Source organism: Actinokineospora bangkokensis (assembly GCF_001940455.1).
Taxonomy (GTDB): Bacteria; Actinomycetota; Actinomycetes; order Mycobacteriales; family Pseudonocardiaceae; genus Actinokineospora; species Actinokineospora bangkokensis.
Window position 1 is genome coordinate 297,606 of the sequence record NZ_MKQR01000011.1, and the last position, 25,880, is coordinate 323,485.

The window sequence follows — 25,880 nt, forward strand, 5'->3', positions numbered from 1 at the left end:
GCCAGCAAAGAAAATCCCGGATCTTTTGCTCTTCCCTGGAGCCCGAAGCCGAAGGCGAGGCGAGGCGCCCCCCACCCAGAGCCAGCACAGCCCCCACGTCACCCAGAAGACGTACGCCGGAACGAGAACCGCTGGTCCTCCCCCACCCGGTCCGGATCCACGTCGAACACCGCGTCCGGGTCGTCCAGCAGCACCACCAACGCCCCCCGCACCGTCCGGATGTCCGTGGCGAGGTGCGCCCCCAACCCGCGCAGCGTCGTCCACCCCCGCCCCAGCGGCCCGGCCGGGTCCTCCGCCAACCGCATGACCGCCGAGGCGACCTGCCACCGCTGCCTGCACGCGCAGTCCCGCAGCCACGCGCGCGCCTCCTCCCCCAGCTCGAACACCTCACTCGGGTCGGGCGGGTCCAGGTTCAGCCGGTAGCGCTCCCCCCGCCGCTGCAACAACCCGCACGCCACCAGGTAGTCCAGCGCCCGGCCGACCGTGCAGGGTGCCGCGACCCCCAGCTGCGCGGCGTACCCGTCGACCTCCGCCAACCGCTGCTCGTGGTCGGCCAGGATGCCCGCGTTGACCTGCTCGACCGTCCTGCCCCCGGACTCGTCGAGCGGGGAGCGCGCGCACATCTCGTCGAAGTCCTCGGCGGTGAACAGATCGACCTCGCCCCACGGTTCCCCGGTGGCCAGCACCGCCGCGGCCACCTCGTCCGCGGTGACCTCCCGCGCCCTGCAGAAAGGGTGGAGAACGGCGTGCACCCCCGGGGGCAGGAACCGCACCCAGCCGCCGTTGACGAGCAGTTCTCCCAGCCATTCGGCCACTGTCCGCTCTCCCATGGGAGCCACCCTAACGCCCCGCGCAACCCGGTGCGGAAAGCGGGAAAGCACCCTATCCACCTCTGAAACGCAATTCCCGGGACCGAACTCCGCGACCTCGAACAATGCCCGGGAGTCATTTCACGAAATGAGACTCCTCAGCCGTCCTCGCGCACCCACGGGAACAGCGTGCGCTCCCACACCGCCCCCAGGGTGGCGACCACCGCCGCCTCGGCGGGCTCCGGCGCGCCGGGGAGGTTCGCGAGCATGTGGTGGACGTTCATCGTCATCAGCGCCCTGGCGGTGGCGGGCGCGTCCAGCTCCGGTGCCGCCGCGGCGACCTTCTCCGCCGCCACCGCCACCAGGGGCTCGACCATGCCCGCCCAGACCCGCGCGGCATCCGGGTCGTGGGCGGACGCGGTGGCCAGGGCCCGCAGGGTCATGCCGTGCCGCCGGTACAGCGCGGCCGCCTCGCGCAGGGCGGCGCGCCCGGAGGCGATCGGGTCCGCGGCGTCGCGCCAGCGGGTGAGCGCCCGGTCTGCGTCGGCGCGCAGGGGCGCGAGCAGGGCGGCGAGCAGGTCCGCCCGGTCGCGGAAGTACACGTAGAAGGACTTGCGGGACAGGGTGGTGCGCTCCATGACCGCGCTCACCGTGGCCTCGTGCGCGGGCCGCTCGGCCAGCAACGCCGCGGCCGCGTCCAGGATCTCCGCCCGCGCCTGCGCGGGCGCCCGCCTGCGCCGGGGCGCGCCGCCGCCCGCCCCCACCGCCGTTGTTGCCACGGTGGCAGTATAGCCGGCAGGCTTACTGCCACTGTGGCATTACGAGGTCAGGAGCTTGTCGTGGAGATCATCAACAGCCGGGTCGCCGCCCTGCGCGCGCTGTCGGCGCCGCAGTGGTACGCGCTGGTCGTGGGCGCCTTCCTGCTCATCAGGGGCACCACGACGCTCATCGCCGGTGCGGACTTCTCGCTGCCCGGCAGCGGGTGGCGGGCGGTGCCGCAGGTCCTCGTCGCGCTCCTGCTGCTCGCGGCGCTGCCCCGCCCGGCGGTGGCGTGGCGCGCGGTGCTCGCGGTGGGGTGCCTCTACGCGGCGGAGGCGGTGATCGGCAACCTCGACGGCGGTGACATCCTCGGCGTCATCCCCGTCGACGCCCGCGACCGCGTCGTGCACCCCACCCTGGCCGTGCTGGCCCTGCTCGCCGTGCTCGCGCGGTTCCGCCGCCGGGGCTGAGCCCCCGGGCGGCGCGGCCGAGCACCCAGGGACACCGCCCGCACACGGGACGAGCCCGGTCGATCACGGGGATCGACCGGGCTCGTCGCGCGGTGCCGGTGCCGGGCCTGGGGATCAGGCCAGGTCGAAGCGGTCCAGCTCCATGACCTTCGTCCAGGCGGCGACGAAGGCGTCGGTGAAGCGCTCGCGGCCGTCCTCGCTGGCGTAGACCTCGGCGAGGGCGCGCAGCTGGGAGTTGGAGCCGAAGATGAGGTCGACCGCGGTGGCGGTCCACTTCACCTCGTCGGTGGCGACGTCGCGGATCTCGTAGACGTTCTCCTCCGTCTCCGAGGCCTTCCACCGGGTGCCCGGGGAGAGCAGGTTGGTGAAGAAGTCGTTGGTCAGCACGCCCGGGCGGTCGGTGAACACACCGTGCTGGGTGGTGCCGAAGTCGGCACCGAGGGCGCGCAGGCCGCCCACCAGGACGGTCATCTCCGGCGCGGACAGGCTGAGCATGTACGCGCGGTCGACCAGCAGCACCTCGGGCTGGAGCTTCTCGCCCGCCCGCAGGTAGTTGCGGAAGCCGTCGGCGCGCGGCTCCAGGACGGCGAAGGACTCGACGTCGGTGTCCTCCTGGGCGGCGTCGGTGCGGCCCGGGTGGAACGGCACGGTGACCTCGGAGCCCGCGTCGCGCGCGGCCTTCTCGACCGCGGCCGAGCCCGCCAGCACGATCAGGTCGGCCAGGGAGATCTTCGCCCCGCCCGCCGCGTTGAACTCCTGCTGGATGGACTCCAGCTTCTCCAGCACCGGCGCCAGCTTCTCGGGCTGGTTGACCTCCCAGCCGCGCTGGGGCTCCAGCCGGATGCGGGCGCCGTTGGCGCCACCGCGCTTGTCGGTGGAGCGGAAGCTCGCCGCCGAGGCCCACGCGGTGCTGACCAGCTGCGAGGTGGTCAGGCCGGAGTCGAGGACCTTGGCCTTGAGCGCGGCGATGTCGGCCTCGCCCACGAGCTCGTGGTCGACCGCGGGCACCGGGTCCTGCCACAGCTGCGGCTCGGCCACCCACGGGCCCAGGAAGCGGCTGACCGGGCCCATGTCGCGGTGCAGCAGCTTGTACCAGGCCTTGGCGAAGGCCAGCGCGAACTCGTCGGGGTGCTCCAGGAAGCGGCGCGAGATCTTCTCGTAGGCCGGGTCGACGCGCAGCGACAGGTCGGTGGTGAGCATGGTCGGCTTGTGCTTCTTGGCCGGGTCGAACGGGTCCGGGATGATCTCCTCGGCGTCCTTGGCCACGTACTGCTTGGCGCCGCCGGGGCTGGTGGTCAGCTCCCACTCGTAGCCGAAGAGGATCTCGAAGAAGCGGTTGCTCCACTGGGTCGGCTTGTCGGTCCAGGTGACCTCCAGGCCGCTGGTGATCGCGTCGGCGCCCTTGCCGCTGCCGTGCGTGCTCAGCCAGCCCAGGCCCTGCGACTCCAGCGGGGCGCCCTCGGGCTCCGGGCCGACGTGGTTGTCGGCGATGCCCGCGCCGTGGGTCTTGCCGAAGGTGTGGCCACCGGCGATGAGGGCGACGGTCTCCTCGTCGTTCATCGCCATCCGGCCGAAGGTCTCGCGGATGAAGTGCGCCGCGGCGGCCGGGTCGGCGTTGCCGCGCGGGCCCTCGGGGTTGACGTAGATCAGGCCCATCTCGGTGGCGCCCACCTCGGGGGCCATCTCGTTGTCGCTGACGTAGCGCTCGTCGCCCAGCCAGGCGTCCTCGGGGCCCCAGAAGATCTCCTCGGGCTCCCACACGTCCTCGCGGCCGAAGCCGAAGCCGAAGGTCGTGAAGCCCATGGACTCCAGCGCGACGTTGCCGGCGAGCACGAGCAGGTCGGCCCAGGAGACCTGCTGGCCGTACTTCTGCTTGACCGGCCACAGCAGCCTGCGGGCCTTGTCCAGGTTGGCGTTGTCCGGCCAGCTGTTGAGCGGGGCGAAGCGCTGACCGCCGTCGCCCGCGCCACCGCGGCCGTCGTGGATGCGGTAGGTGCCCGCGGCGTGCCAGCTCATGCGGATCATCAGGCCGCCGTAGTGGCCGAAGTCGGCGGGCCACCAGTCCTGCGAGGTGGTCAGCACGTCGGTGATGTCGCGCTTGAGGGCGTCGACGTCGAGGCCCGCGAACGCCTTGGCGTAGCTGAAGCCGCCGCCGAGCGGGTTGCCCTTCGACGAGTGGGCGTGCAGCACCGACAGGTCGAGCTGGTTGGGCCACCAGTCGCGGTTGGTGCGCGGGCGGCCGCCGCCGCGCGGGGTCGGGGCGCTGATCGCCGGGTTCTCGCTCTCGCTGCCGTGCGAGGTCACCGAGTCGTGCGCGACCGGGCAGCCCTCCGCCGCCTTCTGGTCCACGCCCTGAGCGCTGGAGGGCGTGTTCGTGGCGTCGCTCATCTGCGTCCTTCCGAGCTGGTGCTTGATCTGTGCCGGGTGTCGGCCTGGTGGTGCTGGTGGTGCGGGTGTTCTGTCGGTGCGGTGTGGTCCGGTGCCGGGTGGATCATGGACGAGGGGTCACCCGGCCGCGCAGGCGGGGCAGGTGCCCCAGAACACGACCTCGGCCTCGTCGAGCTGGTAGCCGTGGTCGTCGGCGGCGGTGAGGCAAGGGGCGTGCCCGGTCACGCAGTCGACGTCCTCGATCGCGCCGCAGGAGCGGCAGACGACGTGGTGGTGGTTGTCCCCCACCCGCGTCTCGTAGCGCGCGATGGCGCCCGCGGGCTGGATGCGGCGCACCAGCCCCGCGTCGGTGAGCGCGCGCAGGACGTCGTAGACCGCCTGGTGGGAGACCGTGGGGTGGTCCACGCGCACCAGCGAGATGACGGTGTCGGTGTCGACGTGCGGGTGGTCGTGCAGCGCCGCGAGCACCGCCACCCTGGGCCGGGTCACCCGCAACGAGACCGCCCGCAGCTGGGTCTCGTAGTCGGTCACGCCCCCACCCTAGGACGTTTTTTGGAGCAGTTCAAATATCGGCGCCGGGTTCACCCGATCACGTGACCCACGTCTCAGACGAGGTCCTCCAGCGGCCTGCCCTGGTCGGCCAGCCGGTCCGCGTCGACGGGCGTGCCCTGGCTGATCAGCGCCTTGAAGACCTCGGTGACGTCCCAGACGTTGACGTTCATCGCGGCGATGACGCGGCCGCCGCTGGTCCAGAACGCGATGAACTCCCGCTTGCCCAGGTCGCCGCGCACCACCACCCGGTTGTCCGGCCCGGCGTGCCCGGTGTACTCCATGCCCAGGTCGTACTGGTCGGTGAAGAAGTAGGGCAGCTCGTCGTAGGCGTCGTCCTCGCCCAGCAGGGTCGCCGCGGCCGTCGTGGGCTGGTTGAGCGCGTTGGCCCAGTGCTCCACGCGCACCCGCCCGCCCAGGGTCGGGTGCTCGGCGTTGGCGATGTCCCCGACGGCGAGGACGTCCGGGTCGCTGGTGCGCAGCGCGGCGTCGACGAGCACGCCGTTGTCAACCGCCAAGCCCGCCTCCTCAGCCAGCCGGGTGTTGGGCGCGGCGCCGATGCCGACGACCACCGCGTCGGCCTCGACGCGCTCGCCACCGATGACCACCGAGGGCTTGCGGCCGGGGGTGATCTGCTCGATCTTCGTGCCCAGCCGCAGGTCGACGCCGTGCTCGGTGTGCAGGTCCGCGAACACCTGGGCGATCTCGCGGCCCAGGACCGCCAGCAGCGGCAGCTCGGCGGACTCCACGACGGTGACGCGCGCGCCCGCCTGGCGCGCCGCGGCGGCGACCTCCAAGCCGATCCAGCCCGCGCCCACCACGACGACGTGCTTGTCCGGCTCCAGCAGCGCCTTGATGCCGTCGGCGTCCTCGGCCCGGCGCAGGTAGTGCACGCCCTCGGCCCCCGGCTCGGCGCCCGCGAGCGGCCGGGGGCTCGCGCCCGTGGCCAGGACGAGCTTGTCGTAGTCCAGGGTGGACCCGTCCGCCAGCTCCACCTGGTGCTCGGCGCGCCGGATGGCGGTGGCGGCGGTGCCCAGGCGCAGGTCGACGTCGTGCTCGGCGTACCACTCCTCGGGATGGACGTAGGCGTCGTCGAACCCGGCCTTGCCCGCCAGGTAGTCCTTCGACAGCGGGGGCCGCTCGTAGGGACGGCGGCGCTCGTCGCCCACCAACGTGATCGAGCCCCGGTAGCCCTTGTCCCGCAAGGCCTCGGCGGTCTTGGCACCCGCCAGGCCCGCGCCGACGATCACGATGCTGTTCACGGTCACGGAAGGTCCTCCCACCAGGCGCACGACCCCGCAAGCATCGCCCACCCGCGCGCGGTCCACACCTCGAAGCGGGCGCCGCGGGTCAGAAGGCGTAGCGGACGCGCAGGTACGGCGCCTTCGCCGCCAGGAGTTCGAGGAACTGCTCCAGGTACCGGCGCTTGAGGTCGTGGCGGTAGCGCACGTTCACCCCGCCGTTGCCGCTGCGCTTGGTCTCCTGCACCGCGGGGCGCCACAGCAGCTGTTCCGCCCGCGGGTGCCAGCCCAGGTTCACCCGGTGCAGGCCCTCGTTGTGGGTGAGCATGATGACCTCGGCGGCGAGCTGGTCGCGGGTGGCCGGGGCGGTGGCGTCGCCGAGGGCGTCGAACAGCTCGGCCCAGCGCCCCAGCCAGCCGTCCTCGACCACCACCGGGCTGAGGTTGACGTGCACCTCGTAGCCCGCCGCGGCGAAGTCGTCGAGGGCGGCGAGCCGCTGCGCCACCGGGGTCGTGCGGACGTCGAGCAGCTTCGCGGTCTCCCCCGGCATCAGCGAGAAGCGGACGCGGGTGCGGCCGCGGGGGTCCCAGTCGAGCAGGTCGCGGTTGACGAACTTCGTCGCGAACGACGCCTTGGCCGTCGGCTGCCCGCGGAAGAGCGCCACCAGGTCGCGGACGTTGTCGCTGACCAGCGCGTCGGCCGAGCAGTCGGAGTTCTCCCCGATGTCGTAGACCCAGGCGTCGCGGTCGCACTGGTTGGGCTCGGGCTTGGTCCCCTGCCTGCGGATGTGCCGGGTGAGGTAGCCGGTGATCTGCTCGATGTTGGCGAAGACGGTGATGGGGTTGGAGTAGCCCTTGTGCCGGGGGACGTAGCAGTAGGCGCAGGCCATCGCGCAGCCGTTCGCGGTGGACGGCGCGATGAAGTCGGCCGAGCGGCCGTTCACCCTGGCCGTCAGCGACTTCTTGACCCCCAGCACCAGCGCCTCGCGCTTGATGCGCACCCAGCGCCGCACGTTGGTCTCGTCCCCGTGCAGCTCCGGGATGTTCCAGTGGCTCGCGACCGCCACCCGCTCGGCGGCGGGGAACCGGTCGAGCACCGCCTGCCCGCGCGGCAGCGCGGCCGCGGCGGGCTCGTAGTAGATGCGCGAGGGTTCCAGCAGTGCTCGGTCCACACCAGCGAGTCTCCCCCCGCCCACCGACAACCCCGGCCGGGCGGGGCTCGCCGCCGCTACGGGCGGTCGCCGCCGGGGGTCCGGTAGCCCGTGAAGGTGACAGCCCTCCGGGTGTGGAACCCGAGCTTGTCGTAGAGCGCGAGCGCCGCGGCGTTGGCGTCCGCGACGTGCAGGAAGGGACGTTCACCCCGCTCGGTGATGCGGGCGACGAGGGCGTCGACCAGGCGCGCGGCGTGCCCCCGCCCGCGCGCGCCCGGCGCGGTGCAGACAGCGCTGATCTCGGTCCACCCCGGCGGGCGCAGCCGTTCGCCTGCCATCGCCACCAGCCGCCCGCCGTCGCGGACGCCCAGGTAGGTGCCCATCTCGACGGTGCGCTCCCAGAAGGGCCCGGGGTGGGTCTCGGCGACCAGGCGCAGCATCTCGGGCACGTCGCGGGCGCCGAGTTCGACGACCCCGCCCCCGACCGGGCGCGGCGGCGCCCCCTCCGGCCAGACGAGTTGGCGGCCTTCCAGGACGAAGACGGGGTCCCACCCGGCGGGCGGGCGTGCCGGGCAGCTGAACATGTCCGCGAAGGCACCGGGCCCCAGCAGCTCGGCCAGGTCGGCCCAGTCCCGCTGGCCCGCGCCCGCGGGCAGGGCGGAGAAGGTGGCAACCCCGGGCAGGTAGGTGGCGGCCCGGCCGTGGTGGCGCCCGAGGTGCGCGTGGTGGCCGCGCAGCGACGCCCCCACCGGGTCGTCGAGCACGGCGTCGTCCGAGGTCACCGGGAGCCCGAGCACCGGCCCAACCTATATCCGGTGGTTTCCGCGCACCCCGCCCGGGCATCCTGGGCCCATGATCGGGAAGCTGCGCAGCGTGGTGCTGGACTGCAAGGAGCCGAGGGCGCTGGCCGCCTTCTACGCCGAGGTCCTGGGGGGCCGGGTCGAGGCGGACGACGACACCTGGGTGGTGCTCACCGACCCGGCGGGCAGGCGGCTGGCCTTCCAGCTGGCCCCGGAGCACGCGGCCCCGGAGTTCCCCGACCCGCGCGGCTCCCAGCAGTTCCACCTCGACATCCGGGTGGACGACGTGGACGAGGCCGAGCGCGCGGTGCTGGTGCTGGGCGCCACCAAGGTCCACGAACCCGACCCCGAGGAGCGCTTCCGCGTCTACCGCGACCCGGCGGGCCACACGTTCTGCCTCGTCTGGAGCGTGCTGGAAGGCGACGTCTGACCGGTCCTCCGCGCGGGGCATCCCGGCTGCGGGTGGATGCTCCACCGGGGTCGTCCCGCGGCAATTTGGTTGCAATACTCCACTAACGCTGTTAGGAAAGAGGGGTCGCCCACCCCCTCCGGAGGCAGCCCGCATGACCGAGACGCTGGCGAGCGCGAGCGAGCCGTCCGCCGAGCACCTGCCGCGGCACCCCGCCCCGCGCGCGGCCGGGTGCCCGTTCGACCCGCCGCCCGCCCTGCACGCCCTGCAGGCGGAGTCCCCGGTGTCGCGGGTGCGGATCTGGGACGGCAGCACGCCCTGGTTCATCACCCGCCACGACCACGTGCGCGCCCTGCTCGGGGACCCCAGGGTGAGCGCGGACCCGCGCCGCCCCGGCTACCCGCACCGCAACGCCGTGGGCGCCGCCGCGCGGGACGTCGAGGAGCGCACGTTCCTCACCATGGACGACCCGGAGCACGCCACCCACCGGCGGATGGTGACCGCGCCCTTCGCCATCAAGCGGGTCGAGGCGCTGCGGCCGCAGGTGCAGCGGTTCGTCGACGAGCGGATCGACGCCATGCTGGCCGGGCCCAACCCCACCGACCTGGTGGAGGCGTTCGCGCTGCCGGTGCCCAGCCTGGTGATCTGCGCGCTGCTCGGCGTCCCCTACGCCGACCACGACCTGTTCCAGCGCAACACCCAGGTGCTCGTGCGGGCGGGGTCCACCCCGGCGCAGGTGCGCGACGCGCTCGTCGCGCTCACCGGGTACCTGGACGGGCTGATGGGCGACAAGATCGCCGACCCGGGTGACGACCTGCTGTCGACCCTGGCCACCGAACAGGTCGCCACCGGGCGGATGACGCGGCGGGAGGCCGCGCGGATGGGCGTGCTGCTGCTCGCCGCGGGGCACGAGACCACCGCCAACATGATCTCCCTGGGCACGGTCGCCCTGCTGCGCAACCCCGAGCAGCTGGCGCTCATCCGCGACACCGACGACCCGGCCGTGCTCGCGGGCGCGGTCGAGGAGCTGCTGCGCTACCTCAACATCACTCACTCCGGGCGCAGGCGCGTCGCCCTGGCCGACATCGAGGTGGGCGGGCAGACCATCCGCGCGGGCGAGGGCATCATCCTGGCGGGCGACATCGCCAACCGGGACCCCGAGGCGTTCCCCGACCCCGACCGGCTCGACCTCACCCGCCGCGCGCGCCACCACGTCGCCTTCGGCTACGGCGTGCACCAGTGCCTCGGGCAGCCGCTGGCCAGGGTGGAGCTCCAGATCGCCTACAAGTCGCTGTACTCGCGCGTCCCGACGCTGGCCATGGCGGTCGACGTCGACGAGCTGCGGTTCAAGCACGACGGCCTCGTCTACGGGGTCTACGAGCTGCCCGTCACCTGGTGACGGCGGCGGGGAGGGAGCGGCGGTGAGGGCCATCGCCATCGCCGGGGCCGCCGCGGCCGGGATCTCCGCGGCGGAGACCCTGCGCCGGGAGGGCTTCGACGGCACGATCACCCTCGTCGACCCCGAGCGCCACCAGCCCTACGACCGGCCGCCGCTGTCCAAGCAGGTGCTCGACGGCACCTGGCCGGTGGAGCGGATCGCCCTGCGCGGCCCCGACCGCCTCGTCGACCTCGGCCTGGACCTGCGCCTGGGCACCGCCGCGGCGGGCCTGGACGTGGCGAACCGGGTGCTGGCGCTCGACGACGGCACCGAACTCGGCTTCGACGGGCTCGTCATCGCCACCGGCGTGCGCCCGCGCGGGCTGCCCGGCGGCGGTGGCGCGCACGTGCTGCGCACCCTCGACGACGCGCTGGCCCTGCGCGCCCGGCTCACCCCCGGGGCCCGGCTCGTGGTGGTGGGCGCCGGTTTCCTCGGCACGGAGGTCGCCGCCGCGGCCCGCGTGCTCGGCGCGGAGGTCACGCTCGTCGAACCCACTCCGGTCCCGTTGGCGCCGGTGGTGGGCGAGCAGGTGGGCGCGTTCCTGGCGCACATGCACCAGGAGAGGGGCGTCGACCTCCGCCTGGGGGTCGGTGTTGCCGAGTTCCTGCGCCGCGGCGACGCGATCAGCGGTGTGCGGCTCACCGACGGCTCGCACGTGCCCGCGGACGACGTCCTCGTGGCGATCGGCTCGCACCCGAACACCGAGTGGCTGGCGGACAGCGGCCTCACCGTCACCGACGGCGTGGTGTGCGACGAGTTCACCGCCGCGGCACCGGGCGTCCACGCCGCGGGTGACGTCGCCCGCTGGCACAACCCGTTGTTCGGCACCGACATGCGCGTCGAGCACCGCACCAACGCCGCCGAGCAGGCGGTGGCCGCCGCGCGCAACCTCCTGCACCCCGGGGCGCCCAAGCCCTTCGCGCCCATCCCGTACTTCTGGTCCGACCAGTACGACCTGAAGGTGCGCGCCTTCGGCGCCCTCCGCGGCCACGACGAGGCCCGCGTGGTCGCGGGCGGGTTCGACGGGGGCGGCGTGCTCGTGGCCTACCGCACCGGCGACACCGTCACCGGCGCGCTGTCCATCAGCATGCCCCCCAAGGCGCTGCACCGCTGGCGGGCCGCCATCGCCGCCCGCACCGACTGGGCCCGCGCGACCTCCGACCCGTCGCCCGCCTGAGCGCGCTCACCCTCCCGCTCGTTGGAACGGCAGGTTTCTCCCGCCGGATTCGGGTAATCCGCCTCAGCGGACGGGGGTACCGTCCACTGCGGATGGAGGCGTTCATGACGGAGCTGGCGAGGGTGCCGGTGCTGGGGACCGGCGCACCGCTGCCGCGGGTGGTGCGGCTCCCGGGGGTGTACCGCACGCAGGAGGACACCGCTTTCCTGGCCTCGGTCGCGCTGGCCGAGCCGCTGCCCGCCGGGACGCGCGTGCTCGACGTGTGCACCGGCACGGGCGCGCTGGCCGTCGCCGCCGCGCGGGCAGGGGCCGAGCACGTGCTGGCCGTGGACATCGGCAGGCGCGCGGTGTGGACGACCAGGCTCAACGCCCGGCGCCACCGCGTCCCGGTGACCGCGCGGCGCGTCTCGGCGCTGGACCTGGTGCCGGAGCGCGGTTTCGACCTCGTGCTGGCCAACCCGCCGTACGTGCCCTGCGCCGAGCCGGGCGTGCCGTCGGGGTGCGACCGGGCGTGGGACGCGGGTCCGCTCGGCCGCGACCTGGTGGACCCGCTGTGCGACGCGATGCCCGCGCTGCTCAGCGACCGCGGTGTGATGATGATGGTGCACTCGGAGGTCACCGGCGTGGACGCGACACTGGACCGCCTGCGGGCGCACGGCCTCACGGCCGAGGTCGCCGCGCGCACGACCATCCCCTTCGGACCCGTGATGCGCGAGCGCGCCGACTTCCTCGCCGCCGTGGGGCTCATCGAGCCCGGTCAGTCCACCGAGGACCTGGTGGTCGTCCGTGCCACCCGCTGACCCCCGACCCCAGCGCCCGGACGCCGTCCGCGTCGCGGTCGACCCCGGCGGGCCCGTCCTGGTGGAGGGGCCCGTCGAGGTGCGGTTGCCGGACGGCACCACCGCCCGCTCCGACCGCTTCCAGGTCGCGATCTGCGCGTGCAGGCGCTCGAAGACCTACCCCTTCTGCGACACCAGCCACCGGCGCAAGGTGCGCACCCCGCAGGAGCGCACCCCCGCCGGTGGCCGGGACGGCGGTCAGAGCGGCAGCAGCAGCGACGAGCGCCCCGCCGACCACTGACCCATCAGGTGCTCGGCGAGCCGGGCCTCCAGGAAGTCGGTGGCCTGCGCCCCGAAGACCACGTCGGCCGCCAGGTCCGGCTGCTGGTCGAGCAGGCCACCGACGACCTCCGTGCGCATCACCTGCTCGTGCACGGCGTCGGCCTCGATGTGCTCGGTGTAGAAGTGCGTGCAGGCCGGGTCCGCGCCCAGGCGCCGCAGCGCGGCGGCCATCCGCTGCGCGCTGGGGCCGGTGCTGATCTCCGCGGCGGCGAAGTGGCCCACCAGGGCCGCCCGCCAGCGCCGGTGGAGCCCGAACAGCGACATCATGTTCACCGTCGCGATGGACTGCGCGGGGGCGTGGTCGAGGTAGTGCAGGTACCCCGGGTCGAGCCCGGCGCCGACGAGCAGGTCGGCGTAGAGCTGGGCGTGCACCCGCTCGGCGCGGCCACCGCCGTACTCGTCGAACTCCACCGCCACCAGCGCCGCCTTGGGCCTGCCGTGCAGCCTTGGGATCGCCCAGGCGTGCGGGTCGGCCTCCTTGAGGTGGTAGACCGACCGGTGGGCGAAGTACTCGCGCACGTGCCACCACTCCCCCTCGTCCCGCAGGAAGTGGCTCACGCCGTTGCCCGGCACCGGCTCGACGAGCAGCGCCCCCAGTTCGTCCGCCACGTCCGCGCCGCCGCGCACACCCGCGCGCAGGGCCTCCAGGAACGCGGCCTCCAGTCGGGCGCGCACGGCCAGCAGGCCCGGGTCCCACTCCCACGCGGGGTCGACCCCCGCCCACCCCCGGTAGTGCAGCTCGTAGCAGACGTGCAGGGCCAGCTGCGCGTCCTCGCCCAGCGGGTTGACGACCTCGCCGGTGGCGGGCAGCGGCGCGCCGGGTGGTTCGCGCAGCGCGGCGAGCACGGCGGCGGACAGCTCGCCGCGGGCGCAGGGCAGCGCCGGTGAAGCGTCTGCGGTGGTGGTCCCGGTCGGGGCGGCTGCGGTCATGGTGGGGCGTCCTCCTCTTCGTCGACTTCGGACTACCCACATCCGCTCGTCCCACCCGTGGTTTCGCGCGCGTGGCGCGGGGTAGTGCCGGTGCGGGAGGATGGCCGTGAGGATGGTGACGGGGTGGAGGTCGTGGGCGCGGTGAGCGGTGCGGAGTCGGTGGACGCCGTGGTGGTGGGCTCGGGCCCCAACGGCCTGACCGCGGCGGCGGTGCTGGCCGACGCCGGGTGGGACGTGCTGGTGCTCGAAGCCGCCGACGAGCCGGGCGGGGCCGTGCGCACCGCCGAGCTCACCGAACCGGGTTTCCGGCACGACCTGTTCAGCGCCTTCCACCCGCTCGGGGCGGCCTCGCCCCCGCTGCGCGCCCTGGAGCTGGAGCGCCACGGCCTGCGCTGGCGGCACGCCCCCCAGGTGCTCGCGCACGTGCTGCCCGACGACCGGGTGGCCGTGCTGTCGCGGGACCCGGAGCGCACGGCGGACTCCCTCGACGGGTTCGCCCGCGGCGACGGCCACCGCTGGCAGGCGCTGCACCGCCAGTTCCGCGAGATCCGCGACGACCTGCTCCAAGCCCTGCTGACGCCGTTCCCCCCGGTGCGGGCGGGGACGCGGCTGCTGCGCTCGCTGGGCGTTGGCGGTGCCCTGCGCTCTGCCAGGACCCTGACGATGCCCGCCCGGCGGTTCGTTGACGAGATGTTCGACGGTGAGGGCGCGAAGCTGCTCATCGCGGGCAACGCCCAGCACACCGACCTCGGGCCGGACCAGTCCGCGAGCGCGGTGTTCGGCTGGTTGCTGTGCATGCTCGGCCAGGACATCGGTTTCCCCGTCCCCGAGGGCGGCGCAGGCTCGCTCGCGGCGGCCCTGGTGCGGCGGGTGGAGTCCGCGGGCGGGCAGGTGCGCTGCTCGCAGCGGGTCGAGCGGGTGCTGGTGGAGCACGGGGCCGCGGTGGGGGTGCGCACCGCCGGTGGCGCCACCGTCCGCGCCAAGGTCGTGCTCGCGGACGTCCCCGCCCCGACGCTGCTGCTCGACCTGGTCGGCGCCGAGCACCTGCCGCCCACCGTGGTGCGCGACCTGCGCCGCTTCCAGTGGGACGACGCCACGCTGAAGGTGGACTGGGCGCTGCGCGGGCCCATCCCGTGGCGCAACCGGGACGCGGCGGGCGCGGGCACGGTGCACCTCGGCGTCGACCTCAACGGGCTGGCCACCGCCACCAACGACCTGCGCTGCGGCCGGGTGCCCGAGCACCCCTTCCTGCTCATGGGCCAGATGACCACCGCGGACCCCACCCGCTCCCCGGCGGGCACCGAGACGGCCTGGGCCTACACCCACCTTCCGCACGACCAGGACTGGACGGCCGAGGAGCTGGTCCGCGTCGCGGACCGGGTGGAGGCCGTGGTCGAGCGGCACGCCCCGGGGTTCAAGGACCTCGTGGTGGGCCGGTTCGTCGCCGGGCCCCCGCACCTGGAGTCGGTGAACCCGAGCCTGGTGGGCGGGTCGATCAACCAGGGCACGTCCGGCATCCACCAGCAGCTCGTCTTCCGGCCCACCCCGGGCCTGGGCAGGGCCGACACGGTCGTCCCCGGCCTGTTCCTGGCAGGCGCCTCCGCGCACCCGGGCGGCGGCGTGCACGGCGCGGCGGGCGCGAACGCGGCCCGCGCCGCCCTGGCGTCGCGTTCCTGGTACGGCCCCGCCTACCGGGCGGGCGTGCGGGCCGCGCTCCGCGCCATCACCAGCTGACTCCGAGCCAACTCGGTCCTGCGGACCTGCCGTGTCGCGGCAGGCCCGCAGGACCTCGCGGCTACCCCTCCCGGCCGGTGGCCAGAGCGGTCAGCCGCGCCAGGCTCTCCCGGTTGCGGCGGACGAGCAGCAGGTCGCGGAGGGGTTGCGGCACCAACTTCCCCGGACCGCTGCGCGCCTGCTCTTTCATCACCACCCGGGTCCGGTCCGGGCCCAGCGCGGTCAGCTCGACGCGCACCACGGCGTCCCCGGCGGGCCACGCGCGCGCGAGCAGTTGCAGCACCCGACCGGGCTCCACCTCGGTGACCTCGGTGGTGTCCTCGATCGTCAGCGGCCACGACCCGACGCTGTGGTGGATCTTCGACCCCACCCCGGGCCACCCGCTGTCGACCTCCCGGATGTGCGTGGCACCCACCACCCACCCGGAGTACAACCACCCGTCGCTCAGCACGGCCCAGACCCGGTCCGCGGGGACGTGCACGATCGCTTCCACCTCAGCCATGTGCGGCCGGGTACCCCGACTTCCCCGCTCGACACCTCCAGTCCGAGCAGCGCCCCGCACACGCGGCGAGGCCCGGTCGGGAAGTCCGACCGGGCCTCGTGCCGGGGTGTCAGGACGCGTGCTCGGGGACGGGCATGCCGTAGGTGGCGAACGCGCTGCGGATCACCGGCATGGCGACGTTGCGCACGCGGGTGCCGCCGGGCGTCGTGCCCTGCTCGCAGCCGAAGTGGGCGTGGCCGTGGACGGCCAGGTCGACACCGCACTCGTCGACGACCTCCCCGAGCTGGTAGCAGCCCAGGAAGGCGTAGATCTCCGGCGGTTCACCCCGCAGGGTGTCGACCGTGGGCGAGTAGTGGGTCAGCGCCACCCGCACGTCGGTGTCCAGTTCGGACAGCGCGGCGCGCAGCCGGTCGGCCCGCTCGATGGTGTGGGCGACGAACGCCTTCATCTCCCGCTCACCGAAGTTGCTGGCGCACTTGCCTGCGAACCCGCCGCCGAAGCCCTTGACCCCGGCGACGCCCAGGGTGTGCCCACCGACCTCCAGGGTCGTCGACTCGCCCTCCAGCACCCGGATGCCGTTGTCCTCCAGCAGCTTGGCGATGTCGTCGCCTTGGTCGCTGTGGTGGTCGTGGTTGCCCAGCACCGACACCACCGGCACCGGCAGGTCGCGGAACTCGTCGGCGACCACGCGGGCCTCGTCCAGCGCGCCGTGCCTCGTCAGGTCGCCGGCCAGCAGCAGCACGTCGGCGTGCTCGGCCAGGTTGTCCAGCGCGGGCCGCAGCGTGCCGCGGGCGTCCTCACCCAGGTGCACGTCACCGACCGCGGCGATGCGGATCATCGCAGCTCCTCCCGGTGGGCGGGTTCGCGGGTGTCGGACACCCGCACGTCGTTGTGCACCTGCAGGCCGGGCGCCTCGTCGGCGAGCACGGCGTCGAGGTCGGAGCGCCGCTGCGCGGTCGCCACCTCCCCGGACAGGTGCACCCGGTCGGCGTTGACGTGCACGCGCACGCCCATCTCGGCGGTGCGCGGGTCCTCGGCCAGCGCGCGCCGCAGCCGCGCGACCAGGTACTGCGGGCTGTCGTCCCGGGGGACCTGCTCGCTCACACCGGGCTCCCTTCCCTCTCGATCACGGACAGCTCTTCCAGCAGGACGAGGAAGGCCTTGGCGTACGCCGACTCCGCGACCTCCACCGCGACCCGCTCCCAGTCGACCTGCTCGCGCAGGTCGCGGGCGATCACCAGCAGCGGCGCGAAGTCGCAGCGGTGCGGGCCGAGCACGAGCAGCTTGTCGACGAGCACGTCGGTGCCGTCGAGCACCTTGGCCCTGGTCGACCCGATGCGCATCACCTCGGCCCGCTCCAGCAGCGCGTCCACCCCGCGGTGGTTGGGCCGGAACACGAGGTCGACGAGCACGTCGCCGTCGTAGACCTTGGTCAGCCAGTCCTCCGGCGGCTCCACCGGGCGCATGCCCGCCTCGACCAGCGCGGCCTGCGCGGCGCGCACCTCGTCCTCCCGGACGAACACGTCGACGTCGTGGTCGGACGGCGGCCCGCCCCGGGCGTAGACGGCGCACCCGCCCGCCACCGCGAACTCGATGCCCGCAGCGTCCAGGGTGGTCACCACCTTGGTCAGCGTCCTCAGCAGAGACGGTTCATCCACGCACTGTGGGATACCCCGAGCCCCCGGGCGGAAACTCCCCCAGGTGGCGTACACCCGGCCGCTCAGCCGAAGAGCGTCTGACCGATGAGGAACACGTTCAGCCCGGAGATCACCAGGGCCACCACCCACCCGGCGGCGGTGGTGGCGCGCCGGTTCACCAGCGCGCCCATGACGTCGCGCCTGCGGCCCAGCAGCACCACGGGCACCAGCGCGAACGGGATGCCGAAGGAGAGCACCACCTGGCTGAGCACGAGCGCCTGGGTCGGGTCCACCCCGAGGACCAGGACGACGAGCGCGGGCGCCATGGTCGCGGCGCGGCGCACCAGCGGGGTGAGCCTGCGGCGCAGGAACCCCGCCATGACGACCTCGCCCGCGTAGGTGCCGACGCTGGAGGCGGCCAGGCCCGAGGCCAGCAGCGCCAGGCCGAAGGCGACCCCGGCGCCGGTGCCCAGGGTGGCGCCCAGGCCCGCGTGCACGTCGGCCAGCGACTCGGCGGGCAGGTCGGTGCCGTGCAGGCTGGCCGCGGCCACGAGCAGCATGCTGACGTTGACCAGACCCGCGACGCCCAAGGCGATGAGCAGGTCGACCAGGCAGGCGCGCAACCGGGTGCGGGGGGCGGCGCCGTTGTCGCGGCGGGCGAGCGCGCTGTGCAGGTAGATGGCGTGCGGCATGACGGTGGCGCCGAGCATGCCGGTGGCGAGCAGGACGCTGTCCGCGCCGTCGAAGGTGGGGACGAGGCCCGCCCCCACGCCGTCGAGCGGGCCCAGCCGGGTGGTCTGGTAGAGGAACCCCGCCAGCACCACGGCCAGCAGGGTCACCACGACCACCTCGAAGCGGCGCCTGCCCGCCGGGGCGACGGCCAGCACCACCAGCGACACCAGGGCGGTGATCAGCGCGGCGGGCACGGTCGGGATGCCGAAGAGCAGGTTGAGCGCGATGGCGGCGCCGACGAACTCCGCGAGGTCGGTGGCGGCGGTGACGACCTCCGCCTGGCCCCACAGCAGCAGCGTCACCGGCCGCGGGTAGTTCTCCCGGCACAGCTCGGGCAGCGTGCGCCCGGTGGCGGTGCCCAGCTTGGCCGCGAGGTACTGCACGAACACGGCGGTGGCGCTCGCGGCCACCACCACCCACAGGAGCAGGTAGCCGTAGCGGGCGCCGCCCGCGGTGTTGGTGGCGAAGTTGCCCGGGTCGACGTAGGCGACCGCGACCACGAACGCCGGGCCCAGCAGCGCGGCGGTCGACCGCAGCCGGGCCAGGGGGCGCACGGGCAGGGCCGCGGGCAGGGCGGAGTCCACCACCGGCCTGTCTCCTCTCGTTGCGGGTGCACCGCGGTGGCCGGGGGCGCGCGCCCCCGGCCACCGGGGATCAGGTGAGCTTCTTGATGGCCTTCTCGATCAGCCCGAGGTTCGCCGGGCTGGTCGCGTAGAGCAGCGGGTCCGGCTTGGGCGCCGAGGCCACGTCACCGAGGGGCTGCGGGTCCTGCAGGTAGCTGAACTCGTGGGTGCCGTCGGGGGCCGGGCCCGACGCCCAGCGGCCCTCGGCGCCGTGGGTGCCGTCGGACAGGTGCCAGATGGTGCCCGCGTGCTCCACGTGCTCCTCGTCGAACAGCGCGCTCGGGGTGACCGGGCCCTCCAGCCCGTCCTCCTGGAGCTCCTCGATCGCGGCCAGCCACATGTTCTGGTGGACGGTGTCGCGGGCGAGGTTGAACCGGAGCATGTCGCGCACGCCCGGGTCGTCGGTCATGTTGTAGAGCCGAGCGGTCTGGAGCCTGCCCTGGGCCTCCGCGGCGACGTTGGTGCGAAAGTCGGCCATCAGGTTGCCGCTGGCGACGATGTAGCGGCCGTTCCACGGCACCCCGTTGGAGTCGGACAGGGTGGCCCCGCCGCCGCTGACGATGGCCTGCTGCGGGTCCATGCCGCCGACGACCGCGGCCAGCACCGGGTCGGCGCCGACCATGGCGGCGGTGGTCTCGGCCGGGGCGCCTTCGAGCAGCCGGGCGACCATGACGCTGAGCATCTCCACGTGGCCGATCTCCTCGGTGGCCACGTCCATGATGAGGTCCTTGTACTTGCCGGGCATCCGGCAGTTCCAGCCCTGGAACAGGTACTGCATGGTCACGGTCATCTCGCCCCACGCGCCGCCGATCAGCTCCTGGAGCTTGCGCGCGTACACCGGGTCGGGCTTCTCCGGCTTGGCCTCGAACTGCAACCTGCTGGTGTGGGTGAACATCGGGGTCCTCCATCCGACGGTGCTGCCGATTCCACTGGCGACGCTAGGGACCGGGCGCGACCGCACCGGCACGCGCGCGTGACAGCGGCATCGTCCACACCGGTCGGGGCGCCGGAACCGGCTTGTTCCATGGTTCAACCGCTCGCGGGTGGGCACTCGGGGGCTCGTGGCCCATTCCGCTTCGGAGGTCGACATGGGAGTAGTGGTTCGGCTGCTGGGCGGGTTCGCCCTGGCGGTCGACGGCGCGGCGGTGCCGGTGCTGCCCGGCGCGCAGCGGTTGGTGGCGCTGGTGGCCCTGGCGGACGGGCCGCTGCGGCGGTCGCGGGCCGCCGCGCTGCTGTGGCCCGCGGCCAGCCCCGCGCGCGCGGCGTCGTGCCTGCGCTCGACGCTGTACCGGGTGGCCAGGGCGTGCCGCGACGTGCTGAGCGCCGAGGGGGACCGCCTGGCGGTGAACCCGGCCGTGCAGGTGGACGTGCACCTGGTGCGCACGGTGGCGGTCGGGGCGACGCCCGCGCCGCTGCCGCTGGGTGAACTGCTGCCCGGGTGGGAGGACCGGTGGGTGCAGGAGGAGCGGGACCGGTTGCACCACACCAGGTTGCGCGCCCTGGAGCGCCTGAGCGCCGCCTACCGCGACCGCGGCGAGCACCTGCTGGCGCTGCAAGCCGCCGACGCCGCCGTGCGCACGGACCCGTTGCGCGAGAGCGCCCACCGCGAGCTGATCCGCGTGCACCTCGCGGGCGGCAACCACGCCGACGCCATGCGCCAGTACCGCTACTGCTCCAGCCTGCTGCGCGCGGAACTGGGCGTGCGCCCGTCCCCGGACACCACCGCCCTGGTGCGCGCCCTGGTGGCCGAGCAGCCGGTCCCCCGCGGTCGAGAGGTGATCGGTTAGGGGGACGCTCGGACGTCCATGGCCTCGACCGAGCGGTCGGTGACCGTGGTGGGGGACTCCAGGTGGACGGCACCGCTGGGGAGGATGCCCGCGCCGCCGTAGCGGGACATCACCGCGAGCTGGGCGCGCACGTCCTCGCCCGCGTGCGCGGCGGGCAGGTCGGGCCAGAAGTCGAAGCCGCCGCAGTCGAGCAGGGCCGCCCGGTCGAACAGCACGCAGCCGCCGACCCAGGCGACCTTGTACGCCCGCCACTCCCCCGGCGCCAAAGCGAGCCGCTGCGCCAGGTGCAGCGGGTTGGCCGCGTTGTGCAGGGTCCAGCGCTGCCACGCGGCGCTGTCGCGGGTGACGACCTCGGGCAGCACGGGGCCCGCCCACTCCTCGAACGGCTCCAGCTGGTGCGGGCGGTGGTCGTCCACGTAGGACAGACCGGTGAGCGCGGCGCCGACGAACCCGCAGCCGAGCCGGGTGATGGCGGCGTGCAGTCGGGACAGGGTGCCCGGTTCCAGCCACACGTCGTCGTCGAGGAACAGCACGTGCGCCGCGCGGGCGCGGGAGAGCAGGTGGGCGCGCTGCTGGGCCATGCCGCGCCGGGGCAGGTTGCGGGCGAAGAGCACCGGCACCCCGCGCAGCCCCAGCACCCGGGCCACCGAGCGGGCGGCGGGGGTGTCGTAGGAAGGGGTGTCGTCGGACTGGTCGCTGACGACGACGCGGAACGACGGGTGGTCCTGGGCGGCGAGCCCGGACAGGGTGGTGGCCAGTTCCACCGGGCGGTTGCGGGTGGGGATCAGCACGTCCAGCCGGGGGGCGTCAGGGGTCTCGGGCACGCGACCGGATAACCCCGGGAGCAGCGGTGAAACCCGCCAGCACTACTGCGCGGCGTGCTCGCCCAGGAAGTCCAGCAGTACCCGGTGCGCGCGCCGCAGCCCCGCGACGCCGACGTCGGCGGCCGTGGACGTCCACAGCGTCGCCAGCGCCCACCGGTTCGCCGCCTTGTGGTGGCGGCGCACCGGGGTGGCCAGCTCGTCGCGGTGCCTGCCGTGCCAAAGGCACGCCACGGCGGGCATCCTGCGCAGCAGCGTCGACCCCGGGCGCGCGGAGTCGGACCGGCCGTGCCTGGGCAAGTCCCACGTGGCGACCCGGGCGGCGAGCAGCCGCAGCTGCGGGCCGAAGCACCGACCGTCCAGCCCGGCGCCGTGGGTGAACACCGCGACCGGGCCGTCGCCGCCGCCTGCGGCGCACCACAGCGTCCGGCCGCCGCGGTCCAACCGGAACTCCGACAGCGGCGGCAGCGGCGGCCAGGGCGGCGGTGTCGCGCGGGCGCTCACCCGACGCTGCGCCAGGAGTCCGAGCCCAGGTGCGACCCGGCCTGCGGACCCATGAGCAGCATGCCGCCGTCGACGACGTAGGACGCCCCGGTGACGTACGCGGCGGCGGGCGAGCACAGGAACGCCACCACGGCGGCGACCTCACCCGCGTGCCCCGGCCTGCCCAGCGGCACCCCGGGCCGCGGCTCGGTCTCCGGGTCGGTGTCCTCCTGCCCCGTCATCGGGGTGGAGATCTCCCCTGGGGCCACGGAGTTGACGGTGATGCCGTGCTCGGCCAGCTCCAGGGCGAGCACCTTCGTCAGCGCGCCCGCCCCGGCCTTGGCCGCGCAGTAGGGCGCCGCCCCGACGCGCGGGGCGTGCTCGTGGACGCTGGTGATGGTGACGATCCGCCCGCCGCGCCCCGCCCGCACCATGTGCCGCGCGGCGCGCTGGGCGCACAGGAACGCGCCGTCGAGGTCGACCGAGATCACCCGCCGCCAGGTCGCGAAGTCCATGTCCAGCGCGGGTTCGGCGCTGCCGGTGCCCGCGCAGTTGACCAGGACGTCCACGCCGCCGAGGTCGTCCACCAGCGCGTCGACCACGTCGGCGGCGCCGGGCAGGTCGGTGAGGTCCAGCCTGCGCACGTGGGCCGCCACCCCGTGCCCCCTGGCCTCCTCGGCGGTGGCGCGCGCCCCCGCCTCGTCCTCGTGGAAGGTGATGCCCACGTCCACCCCGGCCCCGGCCAGGGCCGCGACCACGGCCCGGCCGATGCCGGAGTCGGACCCGGTCACCACGGCCCGGCGGGGTGGCGCGCTGCGGTCGGCCCGGGGAGCTGGTTGCGTCATGCGCCCCGGTTGCCCGCACAGGTGCCATTCATGCGCGGCTGCCATTCATGCGCGGCCCGCGCTGCCCGTCCCGGCCGCAAGCGCGGTGGGCCCGGCGGTTCGAGCGCCGCGATCGGGGTACACGCGGGGGCATGCCGACCCCCGATGACCCGCACCAGTCGATCACCCGGCGCGTGGCGGACCTGGCCGACGAGGTGTGGGCGACGGCGTGCGCCCTGCACGCGGACCCGGAGTGCGCCTTCGACGAGCACCGGGCCGCCGCACTGCTGTCCACGGCGCTGGAGCGCGGCGGCTACGGGGTGCGGCGCGGGGTGGCCGGGATGCCGACGGCGTTCACCGGGGAGGCGGGGTCGGGCGGGCCGTCGGTGGCGCTGCTGATGGAGTACGACGCGCTGCCCGGGATGGGGCACGCGTGCGGGCACAACCTCATCGCGGCGGCGGGGTTGGGTGCGGCGCTGGCCGTGCGGCCGCTGCTGGACCGGGTGCCCGGCCGGGTGCTCGCGGTCGGCTCGCCCGCGGAGGAGGGCGGCGGGGGCAAGGTCGCCGAGGTGCGGGCCGGGGTGTTCGACGGGGTGGACGCGGCGCTGATGGTCCACCCGGGGGTGCACAGCTGGTCGTGGGCGCCGCTGACCGCGCAGGTGGAGTTGGAGGTGGTGTTCCACGGGCGGGCCGCGCACCCCACGGGCAACCCCGCCGAGGGGCGGGACGCGCTCGCCGCGCTCGTGCAGCTCTACACCACCCTCGGCGCGCTGCGCCCGCACCTGCCGCCCGGCGCGCACGTCCAGGGGATCATCACCGAGGGCGGGGTGGCCACCAACGTCGTCCCCGACCGCGCGGTGGGCCGGTTCGGGCTGCGCGCGGCGACCACCACGGCCCTGCGCGGGCTGGTCGACCGGGTGGAGGAGGCGGCCCGGTCGATGGCCTGGGTCACCGAGACCACGGTGGAGGTCCACGCGCTGCGCGAGCCGTACGCGCACTTCCGGCGCAACGAGGCGCTGGCCGACCGGTTCGCCGAGCACCTGCCCTTCGCGCTGGCGCTGCCGACCCCGGGGGTGCAGCTCGGGTCGTCGGACATGGGCAACGTCAGCGTCGAGGTGCCCGCGATCCACCCGTTCCTGGCCATCACCGGGCCCGGCGGCTCCGACCACACCCCTGAGTTCGCCCGGGCGGCGGCGGGTCCCCGGGCTCGCGAGGTGGTCCTGGCCGCCGCCGAGGCGCTCGCGCACACCGCCGCGGACGTCCTGCTCGACGACGGGCTGCGGGAGCGCGCGTGGGCGGAGTTCCGCGAACGCGGGCGAGTCGAGGCCTGAGCGGCCCTACCGGGTGGTGTGCGGCAGCGACGCCAGGCCGAGCACGTGCTGGGCCACCGAGCCCTCCGGGGCGAACAGCAGCAGCTCGGCGCCGTTGCGGGTGCTCCTGGCCACCGCCCGGTGCAGCAGCGCCACCGCGGCGCTGGCCAGCAGGGAGACCCCGGACAGGTCGAGGGTGATGCTCACGGTGCCGCCGAAGGTGCGCCGCTCCAGCTCCGCGGTCAGCGCCGGGGCGCTGGTGCCGTCGAAGTCGCCGAGCAGCAGCACCCGCGCGGGCTCCGGGCTGTCGAGCACGAGGCCGTGGCGGACCAGGCCCGCGGCCGGGGCGGCCGACCCGACGTCGGCGGCGAGCAGGTGCCGGGCGGGCCGGGTGAGCTGGTGGCGCACGGTGACCGTGGTGCCGCCCGGACCGCGCGCGACGCGCAGGTCGTCGACGAAGTGGCTGGTCATGGCCAGGCCCAGGCCGTCGTCGGCGGGGGCGGACAGGTCCCGGGCGGCGCGCGGGCGCCACTGGCCCGCGTCGGTGACGGCGACCTCGGCCACCCCGTCGGCGTGCAGCTCGGCCCGCACGCCGACCTCGCCGCCCGGGTCGCCGTGCTCGCCCGCGTTGGTGACCAGCTCGGTGATGGCGTGCTGGAGGGCCAGCGCGTCCTCCGCGCCGCAGCCGATGGCCGCCAGCCAGTCGGTGAACCCGCCGCGGACCGCGCCCGCCGCCGCCGGGCCCGCGGGGACCCTGGTCCGCCACACCGGGGCGGGCGCGATGAGCTGGGCGGCGAGCAGGGTGACGTCGTCGGTGTGCCCGGTGGCGCGGATGACCAGCTCGGGCACCAGGGTGGTGGCGCGCTCGGCCGCGCTGAGCCCGGGGGTGCGCAGGCCCCGGTCGGCCACGGCCGCGGCGGCGGCGCTGACCAGCTCGGCGGTGGCGGTCCCGGGCTCGCGGCCGGGCCGCTCGATGATGCCGTCGGTGTAGAGCAGCAGCACCTCGCCGGGTTCGAGGCGGTCGGTGCGGCGCGTCCACGCCCCGGCCCCGGTCCCCAGCGGCGGCCCCACCACCGCGGTGGTGTCCCTGGCGCCGTCGCCGGAGACGACCAGCGGCAGCGGGTGCCCGGCGCTGACCAGCTCGACGTCCCCGCCGGGGTCGAGGGCCACCACGCACAGCGTCGCGCCGAACACGCCGGTCGAGCGCCGCGCCACCCGGTGCGCGGCGGCCACCGCCAGCCCCGGGTCGCCGGTCTCGTCCAGGCGGTCGTGGACCACCGCCCGCAGCTGGGCCATGGCGGCGGAGGCGGCGACCCCGTGGCCCACGACGTCGCCCACGGCCAGCCCCACCCGCCCGTCCGGTAGGGGCACCACGTCGAACCAGTCGCCGCCCGCGGACTCCTCGGCGTCGGCGGCGAGGTAGCTGGCCGACACCAGCACCGAGGGCAGCACCGGCAGCCCGCGCGGCAGCAGCTGGCGCTGGAGGGCGGCCATGGCCTCGCGCGCGTCGCCGTAGCGCTGCTCGGCCGCCGCCACTTCGCCGCGGGCGAGCTGGCGGTCGCGCACCGCACCGGTCACGTCGAGGAAGTGCAGCAGCGTGCCGGTGACGGTCCCGCCCACCCGGTGCGGGGTGACGACAAAGTCGTAGAAGTGGTCGACCGGCACCCCGGACCCGTCGAGGTCGAGCTGCAACCGCCACTCGCGGCCGACCTGGGCCTGGCCGGTGGTGAGCACCCGGTCGAACATCTCCAGCACCTGCTGGCCGCGCAGCTCCGGGAACAGCTCCTCGATGGGCAGGCCGAGCACCCGCTCCCGGCCCGCCGAGGCCCGGTAGGCGGCGTTGGCGGCGATCACCCGGTGCCGCGCGCCCGCGGTCGCGACCACCGGCAGGGGAACCTGCTCGAACACGCCGAGGACGACGCCGGCCGCGCCCGCCCGCTGCTCGTCGTCGTCCTGCACCTGGTCGTCCTGCACGTCGCCTCCCTCCGGGGTCCCCCGGAGCGGTCCTCCGCCGCGAGCAGTCCTGCCGGACAGCATCCACGACGGCCCACCAGCGCCGACGCCCGCCCCCGCCCACCCGGAGAGCACTTGCGGGGCGTGCGCTGCGTGCGTGCCGTTGAGCCAGGCCGCGCGCGCAGCACCCGCGGGTGGCACCGCTCACCGCCGCGGCCACTGCCCGTCCGCCG

26 protein-coding genes and 1 pseudogene are annotated in these 25,880 nt (G+C 74.8%); 9 read left to right on the top strand and 18 right to left on the bottom strand.

Going from position 1 to position 25,880, the window contains the following annotated elements; all coding sequences use genetic code 11:
• Positions 1-98: 98 nt before the first annotated feature.
• On the bottom strand, positions 99-830 hold the full coding sequence (locus tag BJP25_RS12305; RefSeq protein ID WP_075975001.1) for a DUF6042 family protein: 732 nt from the start codon (positions 828-830) through the stop codon (positions 99-101).
• Between the two features lie 137 nt (positions 831-967).
• Entirely contained in the window at positions 968-1,588 is a 621-nt protein-coding gene (locus BJP25_RS12310; protein ID WP_075975002.1) for a TetR family transcriptional regulator, read from the bottom strand.
• Positions 1,589-1,648: 60 nt separating this feature from the next.
• On the opposite strand from BJP25_RS12310, the gene BJP25_RS12315 reads away from it, so the two are divergent.
• On the top strand, positions 1,649-2,038 hold the full coding sequence (locus tag BJP25_RS12315; RefSeq protein WP_075975003.1) for a hypothetical protein: 390 nt from the start codon (positions 1,649-1,651) through the stop codon (positions 2,036-2,038).
• A 114-nt stretch (positions 2,039-2,152) separates the two neighbouring features.
• Here BJP25_RS12315 and katG read toward each other — a convergent pair whose 3' ends face one another.
• From katG to BJP25_RS12340, 5 genes are all read right to left on the bottom strand, one after another.
• The gene (katG, locus tag BJP25_RS12320; RefSeq protein ID WP_075975004.1) at positions 2,153-4,426 is read right to left on the bottom strand and encodes a catalase/peroxidase HPI; all 2,274 of its coding nucleotides are present in this window, start codon (positions 4,424-4,426) and stop codon (positions 2,153-2,155) included.
• Positions 4,427-4,543: 117 nt separating this feature from the next.
• Positions 4,544-4,957, bottom strand: coding sequence for a Fur family transcriptional regulator (locus BJP25_RS12325; protein ID WP_075975005.1), 414 nt, complete (start codon positions 4,955-4,957; stop codon positions 4,544-4,546).
• A 74-nt stretch (positions 4,958-5,031) separates the two neighbouring features.
• The gene (locus BJP25_RS12330; protein WP_075975006.1) at positions 5,032-6,243 is read right to left on the bottom strand and encodes an NAD(P)/FAD-dependent oxidoreductase; all 1,212 of its coding nucleotides are present in this window, start codon (positions 6,241-6,243) and stop codon (positions 5,032-5,034) included.
• 82 nt (positions 6,244-6,325) lie between these two features.
• On the bottom strand, positions 6,326-7,387 hold the full coding sequence (locus BJP25_RS12335) for a spore photoproduct lyase family protein (protein WP_233158038.1): 1,062 nt from the start codon (positions 7,385-7,387) through the stop codon (positions 6,326-6,328).
• A gap of 56 nt (positions 7,388-7,443) precedes the next feature.
• Positions 7,444-8,163 carry a GNAT family N-acetyltransferase gene (locus BJP25_RS12340; RefSeq protein ID WP_233158039.1) on the bottom strand — a complete coding sequence of 240 codons (720 nt, stop codon included), beginning with the start codon at positions 8,161-8,163 and terminating at the stop codon, positions 7,444-7,446.
• A 55-nt stretch (positions 8,164-8,218) separates the two neighbouring features.
• On the opposite strand from BJP25_RS12340, the gene BJP25_RS12345 reads away from it, so the two are divergent.
• From BJP25_RS12345 to BJP25_RS12365, 5 genes and pseudogenes are all read left to right on the top strand, one after another.
• Positions 8,219-8,596 carry a VOC family protein gene (locus BJP25_RS12345; RefSeq protein WP_075975007.1) on the top strand — a complete coding sequence of 126 codons (378 nt, stop codon included), beginning with the start codon at positions 8,219-8,221 and terminating at the stop codon, positions 8,594-8,596.
• Between the two features lie 133 nt (positions 8,597-8,729).
• Positions 8,730-9,974, top strand: a complete 1,245-nt coding sequence (locus BJP25_RS12350) for a cytochrome P450 (protein ID WP_075975008.1) — start codon at positions 8,730-8,732, stop codon at positions 9,972-9,974.
• 22 nt (positions 9,975-9,996) lie between these two features.
• A complete protein-coding gene (locus tag BJP25_RS12355; RefSeq protein ID WP_198943452.1) occupies positions 9,997-11,190 on the top strand; it encodes an NAD(P)/FAD-dependent oxidoreductase in 1,194 nt (397 codons plus the stop codon).
• Between the two features lie 104 nt (positions 11,191-11,294).
• The gene (locus tag BJP25_RS12360; RefSeq protein WP_075975097.1) at positions 11,295-11,990 is read left to right on the top strand and encodes a HemK2/MTQ2 family protein methyltransferase; all 696 of its coding nucleotides are present in this window, start codon (positions 11,295-11,297) and stop codon (positions 11,988-11,990) included.
• Positions 11,977-12,186 (top strand): annotated as a pseudogene (locus BJP25_RS12365) (CDGSH iron-sulfur domain-containing protein); the annotation flags it as partial. The gene BJP25_RS12360 and the pseudogene BJP25_RS12365, both read left to right, overlap by 14 nt.
• A gap of 41 nt (positions 12,187-12,227) precedes the next feature.
• Here the strand turns inward: BJP25_RS12365 and BJP25_RS12370 are convergent.
• Positions 12,228-13,241: an iron-containing redox enzyme family protein gene (locus tag BJP25_RS12370; protein WP_075975009.1), complete on the bottom strand. Its 1,014-nt coding sequence runs from the start codon at positions 13,239-13,241 to the stop codon at positions 12,228-12,230.
• 123 nt (positions 13,242-13,364) lie between these two features.
• Here BJP25_RS12370 and BJP25_RS12375 point away from each other — a divergent pair, with 123 nt between their 5' ends.
• Positions 13,365-14,975 carry a phytoene desaturase family protein gene (locus BJP25_RS12375; protein ID WP_233158040.1) on the top strand — a complete coding sequence of 537 codons (1,611 nt, stop codon included), beginning with the start codon at positions 13,365-13,367 and terminating at the stop codon, positions 14,973-14,975.
• 61 nt (positions 14,976-15,036) lie between these two features.
• Here the strand turns inward: BJP25_RS12375 and BJP25_RS12380 are convergent, their stop codons facing one another.
• From BJP25_RS12380 to BJP25_RS12405, 6 genes are all read right to left on the bottom strand, one after another.
• Positions 15,037-15,477: an SRPBCC family protein gene (locus BJP25_RS12380; RefSeq protein ID WP_075975010.1), complete on the bottom strand. Its 441-nt coding sequence runs from the start codon at positions 15,475-15,477 to the stop codon at positions 15,037-15,039.
• A gap of 109 nt (positions 15,478-15,586) precedes the next feature.
• Positions 15,587-16,315: a metallophosphoesterase family protein gene (locus BJP25_RS12385; protein ID WP_075975011.1), complete on the bottom strand. Its 729-nt coding sequence runs from the start codon at positions 16,313-16,315 to the stop codon at positions 15,587-15,589.
• Positions 16,312-16,581 carry a BON domain-containing protein gene (locus BJP25_RS34980; RefSeq protein ID WP_075975012.1) on the bottom strand — a complete coding sequence of 90 codons (270 nt, stop codon included), beginning with the start codon at positions 16,579-16,581 and terminating at the stop codon, positions 16,312-16,314. Before BJP25_RS34980 ends, BJP25_RS12385 begins: the two co-directional genes overlap by 4 nt.
• Positions 16,578-17,135, bottom strand: a complete 558-nt coding sequence (locus BJP25_RS12395; RefSeq protein WP_075975013.1) for a nucleotidyltransferase domain-containing protein — start codon at positions 17,133-17,135, stop codon at positions 16,578-16,580. The genes BJP25_RS34980 and BJP25_RS12395 overlap by 4 nt, the downstream gene beginning before the upstream one ends.
• Positions 17,136-17,197: 62 nt before the next feature.
• Positions 17,198-18,433, bottom strand: a complete 1,236-nt coding sequence (locus BJP25_RS12400; RefSeq protein ID WP_075975014.1) for an Nramp family divalent metal transporter — start codon at positions 18,431-18,433, stop codon at positions 17,198-17,200.
• Positions 18,434-18,500: 67 nt separating this feature from the next.
• The gene (locus BJP25_RS12405) at positions 18,501-19,364 is read right to left on the bottom strand and encodes a manganese catalase (protein ID WP_075975015.1); all 864 of its coding nucleotides are present in this window, start codon (positions 19,362-19,364) and stop codon (positions 18,501-18,503) included.
• Between the two features lie 193 nt (positions 19,365-19,557).
• On the opposite strand from BJP25_RS12405, the gene BJP25_RS12410 reads away from it, so the two are divergent.
• Positions 19,558-20,256: an AfsR/SARP family transcriptional regulator gene (locus tag BJP25_RS12410; RefSeq protein WP_075975016.1), complete on the top strand. Its 699-nt coding sequence runs from the start codon at positions 19,558-19,560 to the stop codon at positions 20,254-20,256.
• Here the strand turns inward: BJP25_RS12410 and BJP25_RS12415 are convergent.
• Genes BJP25_RS12415 through BJP25_RS12425 form a run of 3 tightly spaced genes read right to left on the bottom strand, consistent with a single transcriptional unit; the run spans position 20,253 to position 22,405 of the window.
• Complete coding sequence (locus BJP25_RS12415; protein WP_198943453.1) at positions 20,253-21,080, bottom strand: glycosyltransferase family 2 protein; 828 nt, start codon at positions 21,078-21,080, stop codon at positions 20,253-20,255. The two genes, BJP25_RS12410 and BJP25_RS12415, sit on opposite strands and share 4 nt — an antisense overlap.
• A gap of 42 nt (positions 21,081-21,122) precedes the next feature.
• Entirely contained in the window at positions 21,123-21,581 is a 459-nt protein-coding gene (locus BJP25_RS12420; RefSeq protein WP_075975018.1) for an alpha/beta fold hydrolase, read from the bottom strand.
• On the bottom strand, positions 21,578-22,405 hold the full coding sequence (locus BJP25_RS12425; RefSeq protein WP_075975019.1) for an SDR family oxidoreductase: 828 nt from the start codon (positions 22,403-22,405) through the stop codon (positions 21,578-21,580). The genes BJP25_RS12420 and BJP25_RS12425 overlap by 4 nt, the downstream gene beginning before the upstream one ends.
• A 131-nt stretch (positions 22,406-22,536) precedes the next feature.
• Between BJP25_RS12425 and BJP25_RS12430 the strand changes: the two genes are divergently transcribed.
• Positions 22,537-23,715 carry an amidohydrolase gene (locus BJP25_RS12430; protein WP_075975020.1) on the top strand — a complete coding sequence of 393 codons (1,179 nt, stop codon included), beginning with the start codon at positions 22,537-22,539 and terminating at the stop codon, positions 23,713-23,715.
• Between the two features lie 6 nt (positions 23,716-23,721).
• Here the strand turns inward: BJP25_RS12430 and BJP25_RS12435 are convergent, their stop codons facing one another.
• A complete protein-coding gene (locus BJP25_RS12435; protein WP_198943454.1) occupies positions 23,722-25,668 on the bottom strand; it encodes an ATP-binding SpoIIE family protein phosphatase in 1,947 nt (648 codons plus the stop codon).
• Between the last annotated feature and the right edge of the window lie 212 nt (positions 25,669-25,880).